Genomic DNA, 18,657 nt, shown 5'->3' with positions numbered 1-18,657 from the left:
TCTGGAGCCATCCCGTATCTAGATCACGACTTGACCGGCAGGCCGGTCGCCGCGGCGATCTGGCTTGCGGCATCGTCGAGCGCTGCCTTGGCGTCGGGATAGCCGCCGGCCAGATATTTGGTCTGCACCGCGCGGATGATGATTTCGGCGTCGCTCTGGAACGGCGTGCCGCGGCTGGGGACGACCTTGGGCAAGGTGCCGAGGATATCCTTCCACACGGCTTGGCCACCCCAATAGGGCAGGCCTTCGGAGACGTAAGGGTCGTTGAGCGCCGAGATCAGCGACGGCACCAGGCCGAAGCCTTTCAGCATGGTGATCTGGCCCTCATTCGTCCCTAGCGTGTATTTCAGATAGGCGTAGGCGGCTTCCTTGTTCTTCGATACCGAGGTGATGGCGAGCGAGGAGCCGCCGAGATTGGCGGCGCGCGGACCGTCGGCGGTCAGGCTCGGCATCAGATAGACGCCCCATTTGCCTGCGCCATCGGGCGACTCGGTGCGTATGGTGCCTTCATACCAGCCGCCATACATCTGGCTGGCGACCTTGCCGGCGGTGTTGTTGGTGATTTTGGTGCTCCAGTCGGCAGAGGAAATGATACCGGCGTCCTTCATCTCCTTGATCTTGGTCATGGCATCGACGCATTTGGGCTGATTGACGGTGATCGATTGACCATCGGCAGAGAAATAGGCGCAGCCCTGCTCGTTGGAGATCATGCGGAAGAATTCGGAATCGCCGTTGAAATCGGCGTTGGTCATCGTCACGCCGGGATTGGCGGCCTGGATCTTCTTTGCGGCGGCGATGAAATCGTCCCAGGTCTTGATCGAAGACGGGTCGACGCCGGCCTTCTCATAGAAGTCGCGGCGGTAGAACATCGCTACAGGGCCCGAATCCCAGGGCATCGCATAGGCCTTGTCGTCAACCTCGAGCTCGGTACGCTTGAAGTCTGGGAATTTTGCCTGGTCTTCCGCGGTGTAGCCGAGCGTATGCAGGTCGACGAAGCAATCCGGGAACTGGCTCCAGTAGTTTTCCGCCTCGCCGTTCTCGATCGTCACGATGTCCGGCAGGCCCTCGCCGCCGGCGGCACAGCCGGCGATCGACTTGTCGTAGGTCGGCTGGTTGCCGAGGTCCTCGACCGTGACCTTGATGTCGGGATACTGCTTGTTGAAGCCCGCTATGGTGGCCTTCAGCGACGAAGCGGCGATGTTCCAGCTCCAGATCGTGATTTCACCGGACTGCGCAAAGGCTGGGCTGGAGCCCAGGGCAAGCGCGAGCGCGGCGCAGGTCAATTTTAAGCGCATTGAAATCCTCCCATTTCAGTTGCTCTCTGTTTGCGAGCGTGGCTAGACTAGGCTTCGGGAAAGCCTTGTCCGCGACAAAGGGAATAAGAAATGAGCGGAAAGTAAGATGCCGGAAAGGCCGTTTTACCAGCCTGGCGCCAGCAGCGTGGAGGGCCTGCCGCTGCTGCTGCAAATGTTCCACACCCAGCCCCTGGTGATGCTCAAGCCGCATTGGCACGCCCAGGTCGAGGTGAATTTCATCGTGCGTGGCCCCGTGCATTACCGCATGGACGGGCACGGGCTTTCGCTTTCTGCGGGCGACATGTGCCTGTTCTGGGGCGGCCTGCCGCACCAGATGGACGAAGCCTCCGACGATGCCATCTACGCTGGCGCGCATCTGCCGCTGGTTCATTTCTTCCGGCTGCATTTGCCCGCCGATGTCCGCAACAGGCTGATGACCGGCGCGACGCTGGTGACCGATGCCACCGACCGGTCGGACGACCACAATTTTGAGCGCTGGAACCGCTATGCCCGCTCCGGCGACCCGGTCAAGGCGGAGCATGCCGTCAACGAGCTTTTGCTGCGGCTTGAGCGGGTGCGATTCGAGCCCTACCGGCTGGTGCCGGAAACGCCGGTCGAACAGGAGCTAGGCAGCCCGTTCGATCAGCAATCGCTGCGCAATGTCGGGCGCATGTGCGACTTCATTGCGGAGAATTTCCTCTACGAGATCGATTGCGTCGACATCGCCGCGGCGGCCGACATCCATCCCAAATACGCCATGAGCATCTTCAAGAAATCGACCGGCATGACGCTCAATGAATATGTGAATCTGCTGCGCCTCAGCTACGCGCAGGCGCTGCTGATGCATCAGGATGCCAATGTGCTGCGCGTCGCCATGGAATCGGGCTTCGGCTCGCTCAGCGCGTTCAACAAGTCGTTCCGCAAGCTTGCCGGCATGTCGCCGTCGGATTTCCGCAGGGGCGTGGCCGGCGCCAGATAAGGGCGCCGGCTGGATTCAGCCGATAACCCCCAGACGTCCCGGCAGGCGGTTCATCGGCAGCGGTCCGTTGGAGGTGATCAGGAACTGGTCCTCGAGATTGAAACTGGCGAGACCGTCGATGTAGAGCGGGATCTCGAATGCCAGCACCATGCCGGCCTCGATCACGACATTGCTGTCGGCCGAAATGAACGGCCATTGCTCGGAAAACACGGAATGGCCGACGCCGTGGCCGAAATGGCCGCGGCGATAGGAACGCAGGCCCTGGCGCGCCAGGCTGTCGCTGGCGGCGCGATACACAGTGGCCAACGGCTTTCCGGGCATAAGCGCGGCAAGCCCGTCGGCGAAGGCGCGTTCGGCTATCGCATGCAATTCGGCCTGTTCGGGCGACGGCGGCCCGAAGGTGAAATTCCGCGACATATCCGAGGCATAGCCGTTCACGCTGCACACCATGTCGGCCTTCAGCGGATCGCCGGCGGCGGCGACCGCGTCGGCGCCCTTTGGGCGAGCGCCCAGCGTGACGTATTCCGCCGTCGAGATTTGCTGCGACGACCCGGCGGCTGCATCCGCGACGCCTTGCCGGTAAAGCGCGACCAGCTCAGACTGACGCATGCCGGCCGCTGCATGCTGCTGCAGCCGCGACAGGCCGGCCTCCGACAGGACGATGCCCTGCTGCAACAGGTCGATCTCGCTCTGTGACTTGATCGCCCGCAGCCGGTCGAGGATCGGCGAACCGTTGACCAGGGCAGTGCCCGGCAACATCGCCTGCATCGCGGAAAAATCGCTGGCCGAGACAAAATCCAGCTCGAGGCCGAGCGTCGCACGCTCCAGCCCGAATTCTGCGAGGATCGTTTTCAGCTCGCGGACGGAGCGGGCAAGCTCGAAGGTCGCCGGACGTGAAAAACCGGGGCCGCGGCCAACCAGGCCGGCCTCGATGCGCTGCGCAACAGGCCGGTCGGCAGTCGCCGGCTCGAGCGACGCCGATTCGATCCAGATCGGATGCGTGCGCACCATGGCGCCGGCCATCGCCGCCGGGAGCTGGGCAGCCTGGAAATCCGCCACCACGACGCCGATCGGCAGGTCGCCTCGCTTGGGAATAACGACGAAACCGGCGCCGGCCCGCCGGAACAGGCCGGCCGGGCCGATCCAGGCGCCGGTGGCATATTGGAACGCCTCGGGTTCGCAAAGCACCAGCGCCTCGATGCCGGCGCGCTGCATCAGGTCAGTTGCGCGCTCGCGGTCGACAAAGCCGGTCATGGGATCTCCTCAAATGCAATCGAAACCGACGCCGATGCGGCGGCGTTTGGCCTTAGCGTAGCTTCAGTGCCGCCGTTGAGCAGCTTTTTTCTGGAAGCGCTGTTCACCTTGAGAGTTCGTCGTCGGGAAACGAAAAAGCCGCGGCGAACCGCGGCTTTTCAACACAACAAGTGGCTGCTTCGAAAGCTTATTCGGTTTCGTCGGAGGTGTCGTCGGCAGTGTCCGCCGCGTCATCCGCGGTCTGTCTTGCCAGCGCTGCCTGCAAGGCCAACGTGGCCTGTGGTGAGGCTGGTGTCGTCGCAACGACCGCCGCTGCGTGAGCAACTCCGTGCGTCGACTTGTCCCTGGCCGCGGCGGAGGTAGCGGCTCCGTGTCCCTGCGAGCCGGCCCCGGCCGAGTTTCCACCGTTGCCGTTGCTGCCGCCATTGCCGTTGCCATTGCCATTGCCGCCGGGAGCAGCGAGGACCGGAGATGCGACAAGCGTGAGAGCGGCTACAGTCGCGAATAGACAGGTGCGCGTTTTCATAGTTCCTCCTTCGAATCGCCCTCCCGCCAGGATGGGTTCCAGATGAAAAACGTCAGGACTTCCAATGTGAAAGCCGGCTGTTACTAGCTTTGTTCAAATACAGTATTCTGCAAGATGGACCTTGGTCCGAAACCGGCACGCAAAAGTCCTTAATTTTATCGACAGCGTACTTCGGACGACCGCAACGGCTGGATTTTTGCTGCCGTCAGATCCAGCGCCGCTGCAGCGCAGCGTGCGTCGGCTGACATGAGGTTACAATCGAGGAAACCTCGGTGCTCGCCATCCGGCGAGATCATTTAAGGCGATTGAGGAACATTCCACCCTTCGTGAAGTTGGGAGCGCAGGCCCGCTTTTGAGGTGCCAAAATGTTTGATGCCGGCGGGCTTTTGGGAGGAAGCCATGATCCGCGTCACGCCTGCATTTCGTGTTTCACGCCGCCGCGCATTGCAGTTTGGCCTAGGGGCCACGCTCGCTTCGGCCACCGGGCTTGCCCCGGTTTCCCGCGCCTATGCGCAGGATGAGGTCAAAGACGAAGACATTTTCCGGTTCGCCCTCAATCTCGAATATATGGAAGCCGAATATTACCTGCGCGGCACCACCGGCAAAGGGATCGATGATTCGGATGCCGGCCCGAAGGCCGGCGCTGTGGCTGGCGGCAAACAGGTTCACTTTGACACGCCTGCAATCGGCGAGTTCATGCGGGAGGTCGCCGAAAACGAACTTGCCCATGTCAGGTTCTATCGCAAGACACTTGGAAGCGATGCGGTCGACCGGCCGGCAATCGATTTCGATGCAGGCTTTGCGGCGGTTGCCAAGGCGGCGGGGCTCGGAGCGGACTTCGATCCTTTCGGCAACCAGATGAACTTCGTGCTCGGCGGCATGCTGTTCGAGGATGTCGGCGTCACTGCCTATGCCGGCGCCGCGCCCCTTCTGAAAAACAAAGATTTCCAGGCCGCCGCCGCTGGCATCCTGGCCGTCGAGGCCTATCACATGGGGATGGCGCGATCGTCGCTTTACCGAATGGGCGAGGATGCCTGGAAGGCCGCCAATGCGGTTTCCGACGCCCGCGACAAGATCGATGGACCGGAAGACAAGGACCAGGGCATCCGAGTGGACGGCAAAGCCAATATCGTTCCATCGACCCCGGATGCAATCGCCTTCACGAGGACGCCGCAAGAAGTGCTTCGGATCGTATATCTGACCGACCAGAAAGGCGTCAGCAAGGGCGGCTTCTACCCGAACGGAATGAACGGAACGCTCAAAAGCACCTGAGCGGTCTGCGGATGAATCTCGTGGCAAATGAACTTGCGCGCGCGGCCAGGCGATTCGGCGCGCTGCGCCCTGTTGGCGCGCAAAAACGAAAAAGCCGCGGCGGACCGCGGCTTTTCGATGCCTGATTTCCCTTGAGAGAAATGGAGCGGGTGAAGCGATTCGAACGCTCGACCCCAACCTTGGCAAGGCAGAAATTGCGCCGTCTGCCCAATTCAAAGCAGTTCGCTGGAATGCCTCCGAATGGGCGCGAGAACGGGACCTCTGCACGCTGCCGTGACGAAACCTAACGAAGCTCCGTGCACGCCAGGAACTGTAACCGCGTGGTGACCGCATTCCACTGGTTGAGAGCATTGGCGAGCAATATGGTCAGCCACGGAGTGACGCTATCGCGGCATTGTACGCAGGAATTATGTCTCTCGCGTACGCTTCGGCTAGACTGACAACGCGGTCATAAAGGTCCGCTTTCGTTTCTGAATCGTCATCATCAGCGACGCGAACGCTTTTGGTAGCTAGGCGAGTATAGGAATCCGTGATCTTCTTTTTTGTGGTTGGCACCCCTGCAGCAACCAAAGCTTGATAGTACGCTTTTCGTCTAGCTGGGTCCGAAGGGCCCAGCACAAACCGGACCCTCAAATTCCGCTTGTCGTTGTCGCTTTGGAATTCCATCAAAAGGAGTCTACTGGTTGACGTCCATCGTTGCGCGGTGAGGAAATCGGGAAGCGTGTCCCATTCTTTGATGGCGAATCGGACAATGCTGCGGGAACTGTCGTCCGGAACTATTTCCAAGCCGGACCTTGCGGTCATTATTTGAGCGAGTTGCGCCCGGCGTTCATAAATTTGTGCAAACAGCTCAGAAGCAGCGTCAGGCCGCCGCTCCATTAGAAAATTCAGAGCTTCGCGATGCTGGCTCCACAATTTGGTAGCGAGCTCTTCTAGATATTCATCCGTCAAGTGATGCCTCCTAAGCATGGCCAAATATGCCCTAAGGAGTCCAAGAGCCTCCGGCGTGCCCATTTGCCGCTGCACTACGCTATCAAACTCATTAGCGACCATATCTAGGTGGAGCGCCAACCAACCTTCGCCGTCCTCATCGCTCGCCTCATCCCCATGTTTTGTCAGATAAAGAAACAGGTGCCGCCAGCCGTGCTCTGTTTTCCATTGTTGCGTGATCTGCTCCCGATAACGGCGCAGCTGCCCGCTGTGCTCAGTGGAATCAATTTTGAGTTCAATTGCGACCGCGAGCTTTTCGTCATTGACGATCGCGAGAAGATCGATGCCGCGCCACTCTCTGCGGATCTGAGCCTTCTCAAAATCCATGAGATGGACGCTAAGCGGGGTAATAGCGCCGGAACGTGGTTCGCCCAACTCGGAACGATGCGCGTAAGCTGCAGAGCGTAGCAACGCACGGAGGCATTCAGACCCAAATCCGTGGGGGCGCTGCGGATCCAGACAGTAACCCAGAAAGTGGCCGTGCCGGATTTCTTGGCGCACCATTCCGACTGCCTCGAAGGGGCAAAAAACGCTGCGGGATCGTTCGATAGCTTCGAAGTCAGGATTGGCGACAACGAGGGCTTCTAAAGCGTGCTGGTTTATCACGGGCATCTCATCCTCGTCGATCCGCAAATGTCACTGCATTGTCTTGGGCAGCCGACAATCCGGCGAGCTTACCAGATAAACTTGTGCCCTAGTCTGTCGAGTTTTCTCAACCGCCCTTCATAGTCGGGCATAATCGTTTCGAGAGCTCGCCAGAAGCGCCGAGAATGGTTGTGTTCAAGAATATGACAAGTTTCGTGCGCAATGACGTAGTCGATGAGCGATACAGGTGCCATGACCAACCGCCAATTCAGACGAATATGTCCTCTTGCGTCACAACTCCCCCACCGTTTGGATTGGTCCACCACGTGGATCGGTGGTCTCCTGACCCCTAAAGTTTCAGCCATGATGCGCGCCCGCTCTGGGAAATGCTTCTTGGCTTTGTCGCGATACCAGTGCCTTAGTGCGCTTCGAACGGCGGAGCGTTGGATGAGGGCCTGCATGTCCGGCAGGACCGGCGCTATCAACATCGACCCGCGTGCTACGATCCGCGATATAACAGCGTCTGCGTCAGGCACTATCCGCAGGCGGTATGGGCGCCCGAGATAGTGATATGTTTCCCCGCTGACGAATTCCCGGTCAATTGGAACGCCACCGAGTTCGCGATAGCCCGCCTGCTTGCGTAGGACCCAAGGTCCTTTCTTACGCACGATTTCGATAACACGCGCGTCATCCAGATCAGACGGGGCAAGCACCCTCACTCCGTCAAAGCCTACGGAGATGGCAACCGTCTTGCGCCGCGAAGTGCGTTCGATAGCGAACCGGATAAATTCACCCCCGAAATTGAATTCATGCGTTGCCGTCATCTAGCTAGGCTCTTACGTGCCACATCCATCATGCTTGCCGTTGCTGCCTCGACAATGGCGGGCTCGATGCCAGCGGACCGAAGGCGCTCTTTGATGGCGCGCCGCATCTGTCGCTGCACATCTTCCTTATGCTGCCAGTCGACGAAACTTGCATAGGTCTCAAGTGCGGACGCAATGTCGGATGCGGCTGCCGCCCGAGCCTGAGGCGGCAGAACCTCGCTAACAAAGGGCAGAATGCGCCCTGCCGTACCGGCAAGTCCTGAGCCGCCTTCGCTCTTGCCAGCACGGGCATTGGGGACCTGTGCGGCGAGCGCCTCAAGCTCGCCTAAGTTTTCCAGCGCGCTTGCGGCAGCGACGCGATCTTCGCGGCGTTTGTTAACGATCTTCTCCAACTGCTCCCACAACGAAGCGTAGGCCGCCGGATTTTCGTCGCGGTGCACGTGGATTTCCTGACGGATAGCATGCTCGATTTCTGCGGCTTTGGCTTCGGCCGAAGCTAAGCTCGCGAGGTGCTGCCTGAATGACGGGTCAAGAATGTCTCGCTTCGTGAGGAGGAGTTCCACGCCCTCCACCGCAAGATGCCGGGTGATGATATCTCCCACCTTCGCGCCATAGTCCTTTGGGTCGAAGGGCTCCCAGTAATGTACGCGACGCGCGGTGACACGAAGTCGAGACAGCCATTTGAGATCCGAAACATAGGGCTCTTCCAAGCCTTTCGGATCCGGCAGGACCATGTCCATCGCTTCCGCGAACCGCAGAAAGTCGAGTTCAAATTTGGCGAGAGTATCGTCGGGCTTCAGCAGGTCGAGACACGCTCGCTCGTCATTGCAACCGACACCCTCGAACAGCCGGATCGCCGCGCGGTGGCGACTTTCGAGTAGCTGCACCTTCTCGGATTGTGGCCGGAGTGCATTACCTACACCATCCTCTTCCGAAAACATGTCCAACGCATCCGAAATGCGCCGGTTGTCGCCCCAATAGTCGACGACTAGCCCATAGCCCTTGCCGTCTGCTGTCCGGTTCACGCGGGCGATTGCCTGCAAAAGTGTGTGCTCTTTCAGCGGCGCATCGAGATAAAGTACTTGCTCAACAGGCGCATCGAAGCCGGTCAATAGCATGTCGCAGACCACCAGTATCTTGAGCGGGTCGTCTTTGCGCTTGAACCGTGCAATTCGATTATCGCGCTCTCTTTTTGAGAGATGATGAGCTTGCAGTCGGGCGCTGTCATTGTTCGAGGCCGACATGATGAGCGCACATTCCGGGGCGCCAAGTCGGCGCAATGTCTCGACATAGCTCACGGCCACGTCACGGTTCACCGTTACGATCTGCGCTTTGAACCCATTTGGCTCGATCGTTGAGCGAAAGTGCTCAAGGATGTCTTTCGCGGCGGCCTCAACCCGAACAGGCGACCCGGCAATCTTTTCCTTCCAGTTTGAGCCGCGCTTTAGCTTCTCAATTTCTGCGTCGGACAAGTCTCGGAAGGCGCTCCGCAAATCAGCCTCGATCCCTTGACCTTCAATCCGGAGCCGCGCGTCTCTCATTTCGTAAAAGATAGGCACGGTGGTGCCGTCTTTAACGGCCTGATCAATCAGGTACCGGTGCAGGTAGTCGCCGAAAACCTCACGGGTGCTGCGGTCCTTTTTGTCGATGGGCGTGCCGGTAAAAGCGAGCATGCATGCATTGGGCAGTCCGGCTCGCATGCGGGCCGCGAGCGCGCCGTATTGCGTGCGGTGTGCCTCGTCCACCATAACGAAAACATTTTGAGCATCAGAGATGACAGACGAGCGCTTCGGTACGGCACTGTGGAATTTGTGGACCGTCGTCAGTACGGTCGTGCCTACGCCAGCGGAGAGGGTCTGCCGCAATGCTTGCCCGCTCTCGGCCTGAATTGGGTTCGGCAAACCTGAGCGCTTGAACTGCCCTGTGATCTGGTCGTCTAAGTCCGTGCGATCGGTGACAATCACAAGTGTCGGATTTTCCGCCTCAGTTAGCCGGCGTAATTTCGTTGCCAGAAACACCATAGTCAGCGACTTGCCGGAGCCTTGCGTGTGGTGAATCACACCACCTCGCCGCTGAGGGGTGGGCGCCGTGCGGATGCGATCGATTGCCTTGCCGACTGCCACGAATTGCTGATAGCGCGCTAGCTTTTTCACTCGGCGCCCGTCGATCGTCTCGAACATCACGAAATTGCGGATGAGGTCCAGTAGGTTCGCAGGCGCGAGCAGCCCGGCGAGCAGAATGTCCTGCCCTGTTGGCGTGCGACCAAGCTGGGACATCAATTGATCGAGAGTAAGCGGGTAGGGATCTTTCCATTCTGCCCAGTGACGGACGGGCGTCAGCGTCGTGCCATACTTGGCAACGTCCCGCCCAAGCGCGATAGAGATTTGGGCCGTCTCGAAGAGACGTGGCGCGCCAAGACCTGCGAATTCGTCGCGGCCTTCATAGCGGCGGAATTGCCGCATGGCTTCACCGATCGGATCGGCGAGCGATGGCGATTTGCATTCGATAACGGCAAGTGGAAGGCCGTTCACATAGACAATGATGTCCGGAATAATTTCCTGTCGCGGACCCTTGATTGCGACCTGCCGCGCGAACTCGAACGTGTTGGCCAAAGGATCTTCGAAACTGAAGAAGCGTACCGTACGATCTTGCCGACGTCCGGCTTCGGTGTGGGGGGCGGTGACACCATAGGACAGAGCCGTATGCGCCGCTTCGCTCGCCTCCATCAGGTCCGTTGCGACGATGCGCGTCACCGCATTGATGGCACGTCGCACGCCATCGTCCCCAAGCCACGGGTTTAGACGCTTCAGGCACTCGCCAAGACGAATGTTCAGTACCGGCTCACTGGCCGTGCCTTCCCGTAAAGCCCAAACGTCGGATACGCTCAAGGGCTTATAGTCGAATAGCACTCGCAGCAAGTCGGCGGCAGGTTCCTCCACCCATTCGCGTTCCAGCATCTCGTTGGCAGTAGTCATGCCGCTTTGTCCGGGGTATTGGCGTGTCGCGCGATCATGCATTCGGGAAGGCGAAGGCGCCCCGAGAGAAGCTCTTGTGCCAATGTGTTGCGACAGTTCTTCAATGCCGCCAGCTCGGCCTGTTCATTTTCAATACGCATGTCAAACGCCTCGCCAACAGCCGCAATCTTTTCTTGCTCAGCCACCGACGGCAGTAGAATTTGCAACTTCTTGAATACGGGCATGTAGATCGTCTGGTGCGTGCTGCCTTCCTGAAGCCGTTCCCATTCACGGCCCATATGTCGGAATACTTGCACAAGATAGGCGGGCAGAAGTTTTGGACCGCAAACCCAGTTTGCAAAGTCTTGGCTAGTCGCCATCTCGCGTACCATACGGCTTGCCTTTCCCACGGTCGCGGTTCTCGAAAGAACGACTGTTCCCGCTGGCAGCACGCGAGCAGACGATTTGGCTATGCCATCTGGTGTCACGCACTCCGCCGTCGTTCCGATCGTCAGGGCGTCCAAAGCGTCGGTATCGGCCAGAGAAATCCATGGAATGTCACCGCCCCAATAACCGGGCTTATCGCGGCTTGGCGTATGCCCGCTTTCAAGCTTGGCGACCTGAGAGAGAATCGCTAGGTCCCAGTCGGCGGGAATATGCGTCACACCCTCAGCAATGCGCCCAAGAACCCATCTTGCCGGCAATTTCTTGAGCGGCGCGTTTGAGCGGCGAACGCCGCGCGTTAGCAGGTCACGCATCGTCGCGCGTTTGGCATCAGCGACGGCTGCAATCAACGCCACTGCCCGGCCGATAGCGGCCTCCACCGCATCCAAGATGTCAGTGATCGCTCTCTGTTCGGGAAGTGGAGGGAGCGCGAACCTGAAAGCCCTGAGATCGTGGAAGGAGATAGACTTCCTACGATTGACCCCGCCATTGCTGTAAGGATCAAACCGTCCAATTAACGCAAGGCGCTTCAAGCTTCGAAAAATGAACTCACTATCCACTGCTTCTGAAGTCAATTCGAAAACAGTATACATTGGACTGATTAGACCAGCATCGTAGCGGCGTAAGAAATCAATAGAACCTTCGTCTAAATGGATAGTGGCATAGGCAAACTGTCCCTTGCGAACGACTTTATAGTTATCGGTGTTTTCACTATGAACCGACTTTGAAAAATATTCAGCAGCGCGAACGAATCCTCGGTGCTTCGTCATACTCAAAACAGGCATGCTTCCGCCGCTGTGATTTCGTTCGGATAGTTCTCGAGCAAAATTGCCAATTCGGACCGACTGCCACCCCTTTGGCAATTCACTCGACATAGCCCATCTCCTCAAGAAGGGCATTCATGCGCGCCACTGCTCCATCCCGCGCCAGTTCGGCCTTCCGGAGCTTTTCAAGCTCGCCTTTCACGTCGATCGGTGCTTCTGGCTCCAGCGTATCGATATAGCGGGAGATGTTTAGGTTGAAGTCGTTCTCCACGATTTCTTTCAATTCGACGACGCGGCTAAAGCGATCCTCGTCCTTCCAGGCGCGGAAGGCGTCGACGATGCGCCTTATGTTGCCGTCACTAAGCACGTTCTTCTTCGGCCGCTCTACAAATTCCTTGGCAGCATAGATGAAGAGGACTTTGCCTTTGCGTTGCGGCAACTTCGCTTTGTTGAGGATCAGCACTGTTGCAGGGATGCCGGTTCCGGCGAACAAGTTCTCCGGCAAGCCAATGATCGCCTCGAAAAGATCGTCCTTCAGCATCCCCTCGCGGATGCGCCCATCGCCCGCACCGCGAAACAGCACACCATGGGGCATGACTACGCCGCATACGCCGTTCGTGTTCAGGGTCGCGACCATGTGCTGAACAAAGGCCAAATCGCCCATATTCTTGGGCGGGATGCCATAGATGAAGCGGTTATGCCCCTGTTTCTCCGCATCGCTCGAAACGTCGTCCGCGCCCCAACTATCGAGTGAGAAGGGCGGATTGGCGATGACGCGATCATAGACGAGCAGATTGCCATCGCCGTCCAGAAGGCGCGGATTCCGGATCGTATCGCCTTTCTCAATCCGCGCGTCGCGCAGCCCGTGCAGCAACAGGTTCATTTTGGCGATGGCCCAAGTGCCGAGGTTCTTTTCCTGGCCATGCAGCGTCACATTGATCGGTTGCCCGAGGCGCTTGCCCTCGATATCAGCCACGTGCCTGGCGCTTTCGATCAGCATGCCACCCGAGCCGCAAGTCGGGTCACTGATGCGCATAGCCGGCTGTGGGTTCAGCAATTCAACGATGAGTTTGACGACAGGATGCGGAGTGTAGAACTCGCCTCCCTTCTTGCCCGCATCGTCAGCGAACCACTCAATAAGCTTCTCATAAGCACGGCCGAGCAAATCCGGCTCTGACAGCGAGGCGTTGGACAGGTCCAGATAGGAGAAGTGCCTGATGAGTAGGGACAGCACCTTTTCCTTATTTTTCTCATCACCAAGACGCGATTCCGAGTTGAAATCGATGTTGACGAGCACGCCCTGCATGGACGGGTTCGCATCTTCGATCGCCGCGCAGGCTTTGTTCAGGTGATCGCCGATGCTGCTCGTCAGCTTCTGGATTTCGTTCCAGCGTCCGCGCTCGGGTACGAAGAATTCGTGCTCGTCTGGATCGCTGTACGCGATCTCGGCCGGCAGACCGTGCTTAACGCATTCGCGCACTTCTTCCTCGAACCGGTCAGACAGTCGCTTCAGGAAAAGAAACCCGAAGATATAAATCTTGTAGTCCGAGCTATCGATGGACCCGCGCAGGATGTCCGCCGACCTCCAGAGATGGTTGAACAGTTCGTCTTTGGTCAGCTTAGGCATCATTCTTCCCGGTTTCTGGATTATCGAATAGACGCGCGTCCATAACGGCGCGCGCAAGGGAGCGGCGGATTTCGGCGGCCTTGATAGCGGTGCGGTAAGCGGTCTGCGCCTCGATTGCGAACGCGGCGACACGGCGTTGCTCGTCTAGCGGCGGTAAGCTGACTTCGAGGTTCTTGATGTCTTTGGCCGACAATGACAGCAAAGTGGTTGCGCCGCGCCGTAGCACTTCAATCTTTGGCCGGTAGGTATCGCTTGAAAGGAGCGCGAACAGCGCACCTCCCACGACTCCGGCACCGGGCCGCACGACGATGATGTTGCCACTTGCGATCGCTCCATCCGTCTCGAGTCCGACGAGGCCGAACTTCAAAACTGTGCCGCGTCCCGTCAACAACACGTCATCCACCTTGACCGCATTAGCCAACGCACGCGTCCGGGAGGCAAATCCCACCAGGTCGAGTTCGGCAGTAGGCGCCACGCCAGTATCCTGAAGATGGCGCACCCCTATAACGGGCAACTTCTCGCCGGGCCGTTCCAGGCTGTCTTCCCGGGTTACACCGGCGCCCGCGAACACCTCGGCTATGTCCCCAAGGCGTGCCACCACAGGGGCGGAGAAAGATCGTGCAGCCAGTCCGTTCATACACGATAGATAAGGCCCGTATCATGCTACGTCAACCGCCTTTTTGGCAATTTGGACATAATCGTATTTGACTACGTTGCCGTACATCGCAAATTTATGTTGACGACATCGTCGCCGGACCCCATATTTGCCAAAGTCAGGCTTGAGTCTGGCTTCCACCACTAACCGATGAGGTTTCAAATGGCTGCACGAGCCGAGCCCAGCGGGCAGGCACTCACTGAGTCCGACGCGGCGTTGATCCGCGGCATGATCCTTCGTGGCGATCGTCATCACGACATCGCAGCGTTCTTCGGCGTCAATCAGGGCCGGGTCGCTGAGATCAAGGAAGGCAGCCGGTTCGCCGGCGTCGCTCCGGCCGATCCCGATGAGCTGTCGCCTAGGGGCCCGTACCTGACTCCGAAGGCGACATGGATGGAAAACCGGCTGACCTAAACGACCAACCGGATTCCGATACCGGGGGCCGAAGCCCCGCTAGGCATGTCTTGAACAACATTACCCTAGCTGGCCTCCCCTTAAAGATCAATGACCCGGCGCTTCGGGCGGGTCACTTCATCACGAAAGGGGTAGCCAATGGCTGACCACAGGATCGACTGCATCAACAAACCGAACCGCAACAGTACCCACGATCACATCACTCACGCGGGCGGGCCGAATCCGAATAGCAGCGGGCGCTGGAAAGACACTGTTCCAAACATCGTGCGGTTCATCGAGCAGGGTACGCATAGGTTCTACACGAACGAGGGCGGGAAGACCGCCTGGGTCGGTGTCAGGACCAGCTCTAACGGCAATAAGTTCATCCAGACCTATGCCGACGGAGTTTGGAAGGACAATCTCCTCGCCTTGAACGAATGTAGCTAACCAATCTCCTGAGGTTTCGGGCCGCGCTGTACTGCAACGCGAGGCTGCTTTCCTCGCGCTGGCCCACAAGGCAGACATCATCGAAGAATCCCGCGACGTGATCGCGGGATTCCCCGTGAAGCATTTTGACCATCGCAGACCCAGATACGATAGGACCCGCGCCATACGCCGTGCACGCGATCGTCGCTTTACCGAATGGGCGAGGATGCCTGGAAGGCCGCCAATGCGGTTTCCGACGCCCGCGACAAGATCGATGGACCGGAAGACAAGGACCAGGGCATCCGAGTGGACGGCAAAGCCAATATCGTTCCATCGACCCCGGATGCAATCGCCTTCACGAGGACGCCGCAAGAAGTGCTTCGGATCGTATATCTGACCGACCAGAAAGGCGTCAGCAAGGGCGGCTTCTACCCGAACGGAATGAACGGAACGCTCAAAAGCACCTGAGCGGTCTGCGGATGAATCTCGTGGCAAATGAACTTGCGCGCGCGGCCAGGCGATTCGGCGCGCTGCGCCCTGTTGGCGCGCAAAAACGAAAAAGCCGCGGCGGACCGCGGCTTTTCGATGCCTGATTTCCCTTGAGAGAAATGGAGCGGGTGAAGCGATTCGAACGCTCGACCCCAACCTTGGCAAGGTTGTGCTCTACCCCTGAGCTACACCCGCTCGCGCGGCTTTTGGGCCGCAAGCCGCGCCTATATGGCTGAAGAGCGCGGCGATTGCAACAGGGAATTCGCAGGCTTTTTTGCTTCGCCGGCAATGCGGAGAAGTGCTCCTCCGGACGTCGCAAGGCAATCACCCCCGGCGTTGCGCGACGGACTTGTCTTGGCCGCATCATTGGCCGTAAACGGCGTTAGCCGAACAAGCCGTTGAAAGCGGGCCACCAGAAGAAAGACCGATGCCGAAGACCGAAGCCGAACTTTTCGCCTTTCTTGCCGGACTCGGGATCGAGGTATCGACGCGGCGGCATCCGCCGCTGTTCACGGTCGCCGATTCGCAGGCGCTGCGCGGCGAGATTGCCGGCGGCCACACCAAGAACCTGTTCCTCAAGGACAAGAAGGACAATTTCTTCCTGGTCAGCGTCGACGAGGAGGCGGTGGTCGATCTCAAGCAGATCCACCATCTGATCGGCGCTGCGGGGCGCGTGTCTTTCGGCCGGCCGGAGATGCTGATGGAGCTTCTCGGCGTCGTCCCGGGCGCGGTCACGGTGTTCGGGCTGATCAACGACACCGAGCGAAGGGTCAAGGTCGTTTTGGACGAGAAGCTGATGAGCCATGCGGTGGTCAATGCCCACCCGCTGACCAATGAAGCGACGACTTCCATCGCTGCCGCGGACCTGGTCAAATTCGTCGAGGCAACCGGACATGATGCTGTTATCTTGAAAGTCTCGGCATGATCGCCACATGGGTGACTAAGACCGGGGTGACTGAAACCGGGTTCTAAAGAAGGATGTTGCGCCCGTCCCTTGGCCGGCGGCGCGACCGAAAGGCGACGAGAGATGAGCGATAGCAACCCCTTTGGCGGCCCATTTGGCAGCAATGGCGGCCAGTATGCCACCACCGTGCAATATGGCGGCACCGACGCCGCGCGTGAGAAGGTCGCGCTTGCGGAGGCGCCGGCCGATGTCATCAAGGACACAACGACCGCTGGATTTGCTGCCGACGTCATCCAGGAATCGCGTCGCCAGCCGGTGCTGGTCGATTTCTGGGCGCCGTGGTGCGGCCCCTGCAAGCAATTGACGCCGCTGCTGGAGAAGGCGGTGAAAGCCGCCGGTGGCAAGGTCAAGCTGGTCAAGATGAATATCGACGACCATCCATCGATCGCCGGCCAGCTCGGCATCCAGTCGATACCGGCGGTCATTGCCTTCAAGGACGGCCAGCCGGTCGACGGCTTCATGGGCGCCATTCCCGAGAGCCAGATCACGCAATTCATCCAGAAGGTCGGCGGCAAGAACGGTGGCGCGCCGCAAGTGGCCGAGGCACTGGCCGCCGCTGCCGAGGCGCGCGACGCCGGTGACGTGCAGACCGCTGCCGACATTTATGATGCCATCCTGGAACAGGCGCCGGAGACGATCGAGGCGATCGCCGGCTTGGGCGATCTGCTGTTCGAGGCCGGCGATGCCGAAGGTGCCGAGGCGGTGCTGGAGCGGGCGCCGGAAGCGAAGAAGGATGCGCCCCAGCTCGCCGCGCTGCGGGCCAAGATGGCGCTCGCCGCGCAGGCAGCAGTGCTCGGCAATCCGGCGGAACTGGAACGGCGGCTGGCCGCAAATCCCGGGGATCACCAGGCACGGTTCGAGCTCGCCATGATCCAGAACGCCAAGGGTGATCGCATGGCGGCGGCCGACAATCTGCTGGCGATCATCAAGGCCGACCGCTCGTGGAACGACGACGGCGCCAGAACCCAGTTGCTGCAGCTCTTCGAGGCATGGGGCATGACCGACGAAGCAACGCTGTCGGCACGGCGCAAATTGTCGTCGCTGCTGTTTTCCTGAGCCGGCGCAGACTGTTTTGTCGCGCGGGCTTGCGGTGGGCGGCAGCTGCGCCAGATTAGGTTTTCGGACGGCGCTCGATTTCAGGTTTCCGGTGTTGCGCCTTGTGCCGGCCGGGAGGAGACGGATTTGGTGCGCTTCCTGACAAAGCGATCGGAGGATTGAGGTGCAGGCGGGAAACGCGCATTACCGGCTCGCTGCGGACTTACCGTCGACCATGCCGATCTTTCCGCTCGAGGGCGCGTTGCTGTTGCCGGGAGGCCGCATGCCGCTCAACATCTTCGAGCCGCGCTATCTGCAGATGGTCGACGAAGCGATCGCTGGGCCGCGGCTGATCGGCATGATCCAGCCCAGCCTCGACGGTGCACTGCGTCCAGACGGCGAGCCGGAGCTCTGCAATGTCGGCTGTGCCGGGCGCATCATTGCGCTGTCCGAGAGCGGCGACGGCCGTTACCTGATTTCGCTGCAGGGCGTGTGCCGCTTCCGCATTGTTCAGGAACTCACGGTCAAGACGCCGTTCCGCCAGTGCCGGCTGGCACCTTTTCTCGCCGATCTCGACGAGGAACAGGCAGACGCCGAGATCGACCGGCCGGCGCTGCTCAAAGCGTTTCGCGCCTATCTGCAGGCCAACGATCTGGAGGCCGACTGGGAGAGCGTCAGCCGCGCCGAAAACGCCATGCTGGTCAACGCACTGTCGATGATGGCGCCCTACGGGCCGGCCGAGAAACAGGCGCTGCTCGAAGCGGCCGATCTGAAGACACGCGCCGAGACCCTGATCGCCATCACCGAAATGGCGCTGGCGCGCGACAATGAGGATTTCGGTTCGAGTTTGCAGTAGGTTGGCCCTCCTTCTCCCACAAGGGAGAAGGGGAGGCCGCGCGCAAAAACCTGAAGCGGTCGCCTTGTGGAAAGGATGGATCGAATGGCGGATGGACGTGACGGGAACAGGGCTGTCGATCCCAAGCTGCTGGAGCTCTTGGCCTGCCCGCTGACCAAGGGGCCGCTTGCCTGGGATCCGGAGCGCGGCGAGCTCATCTCGCGGGTGGCAAAGCTTGCCTATCCGGTGCGGGACGGCATTCCGATCATGCTGCCATCGGAGGCGCGCACGATCAATATTGACGATGCCGTGCCCACGCCACCGCGCCTGGGCGGAACGGCCTGAC

The 18,657-nt window shown here is 59.7% G+C and carries 17 protein-coding genes, 1 tRNA gene and 1 pseudogene; 9 read left to right on the top strand and 10 right to left on the bottom strand.

Annotated elements, in window-relative coordinates:
• Positions 1–23: 23 nt before the first annotated feature.
• Positions 24–1,295: an extracellular solute-binding protein gene (locus NMG46_RS12455; RefSeq protein ID WP_254817929.1), complete on the bottom strand. Its 1,272-nt coding sequence runs from the start codon at positions 1,293–1,295 to the stop codon at positions 24–26.
• 106 nt (positions 1,296–1,401) lie between these two features.
• On the opposite strand from NMG46_RS12455, the gene NMG46_RS12450 reads away from it, so the two are divergent.
• Positions 1,402–2,274, top strand: coding sequence for a helix-turn-helix domain-containing protein (locus tag NMG46_RS12450; RefSeq protein WP_254817928.1), 873 nt, complete (start codon positions 1,402–1,404; stop codon positions 2,272–2,274).
• A 15-nt stretch (positions 2,275–2,289) separates the two neighbouring features.
• Here the strand turns inward: NMG46_RS12450 and NMG46_RS12445 are convergent, their stop codons facing one another.
• Both NMG46_RS12445 and NMG46_RS12440 read right to left on the bottom strand, forming a co-directional pair.
• Complete coding sequence (locus tag NMG46_RS12445; RefSeq protein WP_254817927.1) at positions 2,290–3,528, bottom strand: Xaa-Pro peptidase family protein; 1,239 nt, start codon at positions 3,526–3,528, stop codon at positions 2,290–2,292.
• A 187-nt stretch (positions 3,529–3,715) separates the two neighbouring features.
• Entirely contained in the window at positions 3,716–4,054 is a 339-nt protein-coding gene (locus NMG46_RS12440; RefSeq protein ID WP_254817926.1) for a hypothetical protein, read from the bottom strand.
• A gap of 399 nt (positions 4,055–4,453) precedes the next feature.
• Between NMG46_RS12440 and NMG46_RS12435 the strand changes: the two genes are divergently transcribed.
• Entirely contained in the window at positions 4,454–5,326 is an 873-nt protein-coding gene (locus NMG46_RS12435) for a ferritin-like domain-containing protein (protein ID WP_254817925.1), read from the top strand.
• A 366-nt stretch (positions 5,327–5,692) separates the two neighbouring features.
• On the opposite strand, the gene NMG46_RS12430 is transcribed toward NMG46_RS12435, so the two are convergent.
• From NMG46_RS12430 to NMG46_RS12405, 6 genes are all read right to left on the bottom strand, one after another.
• Positions 5,693–6,928 (bottom strand): PD-(D/E)XK nuclease family protein, encoded by a 1,236-nt coding sequence (locus NMG46_RS12430; protein WP_254817924.1) that lies wholly within the window; start codon positions 6,926–6,928, stop codon positions 5,693–5,695.
• 62 nt (positions 6,929–6,990) lie between these two features.
• Positions 6,991–7,725, bottom strand: coding sequence for a M48 family metallopeptidase (locus NMG46_RS12425; RefSeq protein WP_254817923.1), 735 nt, complete (start codon positions 7,723–7,725; stop codon positions 6,991–6,993).
• Positions 7,722–10,700 (bottom strand): type I restriction endonuclease subunit R, encoded by a 2,979-nt coding sequence (locus NMG46_RS12420; protein ID WP_254817922.1) that lies wholly within the window; start codon positions 10,698–10,700, stop codon positions 7,722–7,724. The genes NMG46_RS12425 and NMG46_RS12420 overlap by 4 nt, the downstream gene beginning before the upstream one ends.
• The gene (locus NMG46_RS12415) at positions 10,697–11,998 is read right to left on the bottom strand and encodes a restriction endonuclease subunit S (protein WP_254817921.1); all 1,302 of its coding nucleotides are present in this window, start codon (positions 11,996–11,998) and stop codon (positions 10,697–10,699) included. The genes NMG46_RS12420 and NMG46_RS12415 overlap by 4 nt, the downstream gene beginning before the upstream one ends.
• The gene (locus NMG46_RS12410; protein ID WP_254817920.1) at positions 11,988–13,514 is read right to left on the bottom strand and encodes a class I SAM-dependent DNA methyltransferase; all 1,527 of its coding nucleotides are present in this window, start codon (positions 13,512–13,514) and stop codon (positions 11,988–11,990) included. Before NMG46_RS12410 ends, NMG46_RS12415 begins: the two co-directional genes overlap by 11 nt.
• Positions 13,507–14,151, bottom strand: a complete 645-nt coding sequence (locus NMG46_RS12405; protein WP_254817919.1) for a restriction endonuclease subunit S — start codon at positions 14,149–14,151, stop codon at positions 13,507–13,509. The genes NMG46_RS12410 and NMG46_RS12405 overlap by 8 nt, the downstream gene beginning before the upstream one ends.
• Positions 14,152–14,331: 180 nt before the next feature.
• On the opposite strand from NMG46_RS12405, the gene NMG46_RS12400 reads away from it, so the two are divergent.
• The 3 genes and pseudogenes from NMG46_RS12400 to NMG46_RS12390 all read left to right on the top strand — a co-directional run.
• Positions 14,332–14,583, top strand: a complete 252-nt coding sequence (locus NMG46_RS12400; protein ID WP_254818084.1) for a hypothetical protein — start codon at positions 14,332–14,334, stop codon at positions 14,581–14,583.
• Positions 14,584–14,721: 138 nt separating this feature from the next.
• Positions 14,722–15,009: a DUF3892 domain-containing protein gene (locus NMG46_RS12395; RefSeq protein ID WP_254817918.1), complete on the top strand. Its 288-nt coding sequence runs from the start codon at positions 14,722–14,724 to the stop codon at positions 15,007–15,009.
• A gap of 177 nt (positions 15,010–15,186) precedes the next feature.
• Positions 15,187–15,456 (top strand): annotated as a pseudogene (locus NMG46_RS12390) (ferritin-like domain-containing protein); the annotation flags it as partial.
• 141 nt (positions 15,457–15,597) lie between these two features.
• Here the strand turns inward: NMG46_RS12390 and NMG46_RS12385 are convergent.
• A tRNA-Gly gene (locus NMG46_RS12385) sits at positions 15,598–15,672 on the bottom strand.
• Between the two features lie 232 nt (positions 15,673–15,904).
• Here NMG46_RS12385 and NMG46_RS12380 point away from each other — a divergent pair.
• From NMG46_RS12380 to NMG46_RS12365, 4 genes are all read left to right on the top strand, one after another.
• Entirely contained in the window at positions 15,905–16,402 is a 498-nt protein-coding gene (locus NMG46_RS12380) for a prolyl-tRNA synthetase associated domain-containing protein (protein WP_254817917.1), read from the top strand.
• Between the two features lie 102 nt (positions 16,403–16,504).
• On the top strand, positions 16,505–17,497 hold the full coding sequence (gene trxA, locus NMG46_RS12375; protein WP_254817916.1) for a thioredoxin: 993 nt from the start codon (positions 16,505–16,507) through the stop codon (positions 17,495–17,497).
• A gap of 163 nt (positions 17,498–17,660) precedes the next feature.
• Positions 17,661–18,332 carry an LON peptidase substrate-binding domain-containing protein gene (locus NMG46_RS12370; protein ID WP_023675985.1) on the top strand — a complete coding sequence of 224 codons (672 nt, stop codon included), beginning with the start codon at positions 17,661–17,663 and terminating at the stop codon, positions 18,330–18,332.
• An 84-nt stretch (positions 18,333–18,416) separates the two neighbouring features.
• Positions 18,417–18,656 carry a Trm112 family protein gene (locus NMG46_RS12365; RefSeq protein ID WP_254817915.1) on the top strand — a complete coding sequence of 80 codons (240 nt, stop codon included), beginning with the start codon at positions 18,417–18,419 and terminating at the stop codon, positions 18,654–18,656.
• Position 18,657: the final 1 nt, after the last annotated feature.

This window comes from Mesorhizobium sp. LMG 17147, from assembly GCF_024297145.1.
Taxonomy (GTDB): Bacteria; Pseudomonadota; Alphaproteobacteria; order Rhizobiales; family Rhizobiaceae; genus Mesorhizobium.
This window is presented reverse-complemented; position numbering and strand designations above follow the sequence as displayed.

Bases quoted from the DNA above. Each gene is read 5' to 3' on its own strand.
- trxA (WP_254817916.1), top strand. From the start codon at position 16,505: ATGAGCGATAGCAACCCCTTTGGCGGCCCATTTGGCAGCAATGGCGGC.
- NMG46_RS12400 (WP_254818084.1), top strand. From the start codon at position 14,332: ATGGCTGCACGAGCCGAGCCCAGCGGGCAGGCACTCACTGAGTCCGAC.
- NMG46_RS12435 (WP_254817925.1), top strand. From the start codon at position 4,454: ATGATCCGCGTCACGCCTGCATTTCGTGTTTCACGCCGCCGCGCATTG.
- NMG46_RS12440 (WP_254817926.1), bottom strand. From the start codon at position 4,054: ATGAAAACGCGCACCTGTCTATTCGCGACTGTAGCCGCTCTCACGCTT.
- NMG46_RS12420 (WP_254817922.1), bottom strand. From the start codon at position 10,700: ATGACTACTGCCAACGAGATGCTGGAACGCGAATGGGTGGAGGAACCT.
- NMG46_RS12405 (WP_254817919.1), bottom strand. From the start codon at position 14,151: ATGAACGGACTGGCTGCACGATCTTTCTCCGCCCCTGTGGTGGCACGC.
- NMG46_RS12455 (WP_254817929.1), bottom strand. From the start codon at position 1,295: ATGCGCTTAAAATTGACCTGCGCCGCGCTCGCGCTTGCCCTGGGCTCC.
- NMG46_RS12425 (WP_254817923.1), bottom strand. From the start codon at position 7,725: ATGACGGCAACGCATGAATTCAATTTCGGGGGTGAATTTATCCGGTTC.
- NMG46_RS12445 (WP_254817927.1), bottom strand. From the start codon at position 3,528: ATGACCGGCTTTGTCGACCGCGAGCGCGCAACTGACCTGATGCAGCGC.
- NMG46_RS12415 (WP_254817921.1), bottom strand. From the start codon at position 11,998: ATGTCGAGTGAATTGCCAAAGGGGTGGCAGTCGGTCCGAATTGGCAAT.
- NMG46_RS12430 (WP_254817924.1), bottom strand. From the start codon at position 6,928: ATGCCCGTGATAAACCAGCACGCTTTAGAAGCCCTCGTTGTCGCCAAT.
- NMG46_RS12365 (WP_254817915.1), top strand. From the start codon at position 18,417: ATGGCGGATGGACGTGACGGGAACAGGGCTGTCGATCCCAAGCTGCTG.
- NMG46_RS12450 (WP_254817928.1), top strand. From the start codon at position 1,402: ATGCCGGAAAGGCCGTTTTACCAGCCTGGCGCCAGCAGCGTGGAGGGC.
- NMG46_RS12410 (WP_254817920.1), bottom strand. From the start codon at position 13,514: ATGCCTAAGCTGACCAAAGACGAACTGTTCAACCATCTCTGGAGGTCG.
- NMG46_RS12395 (WP_254817918.1), top strand. From the start codon at position 14,722: ATGGCTGACCACAGGATCGACTGCATCAACAAACCGAACCGCAACAGT.
- NMG46_RS12380 (WP_254817917.1), top strand. From the start codon at position 15,905: ATGCCGAAGACCGAAGCCGAACTTTTCGCCTTTCTTGCCGGACTCGGG.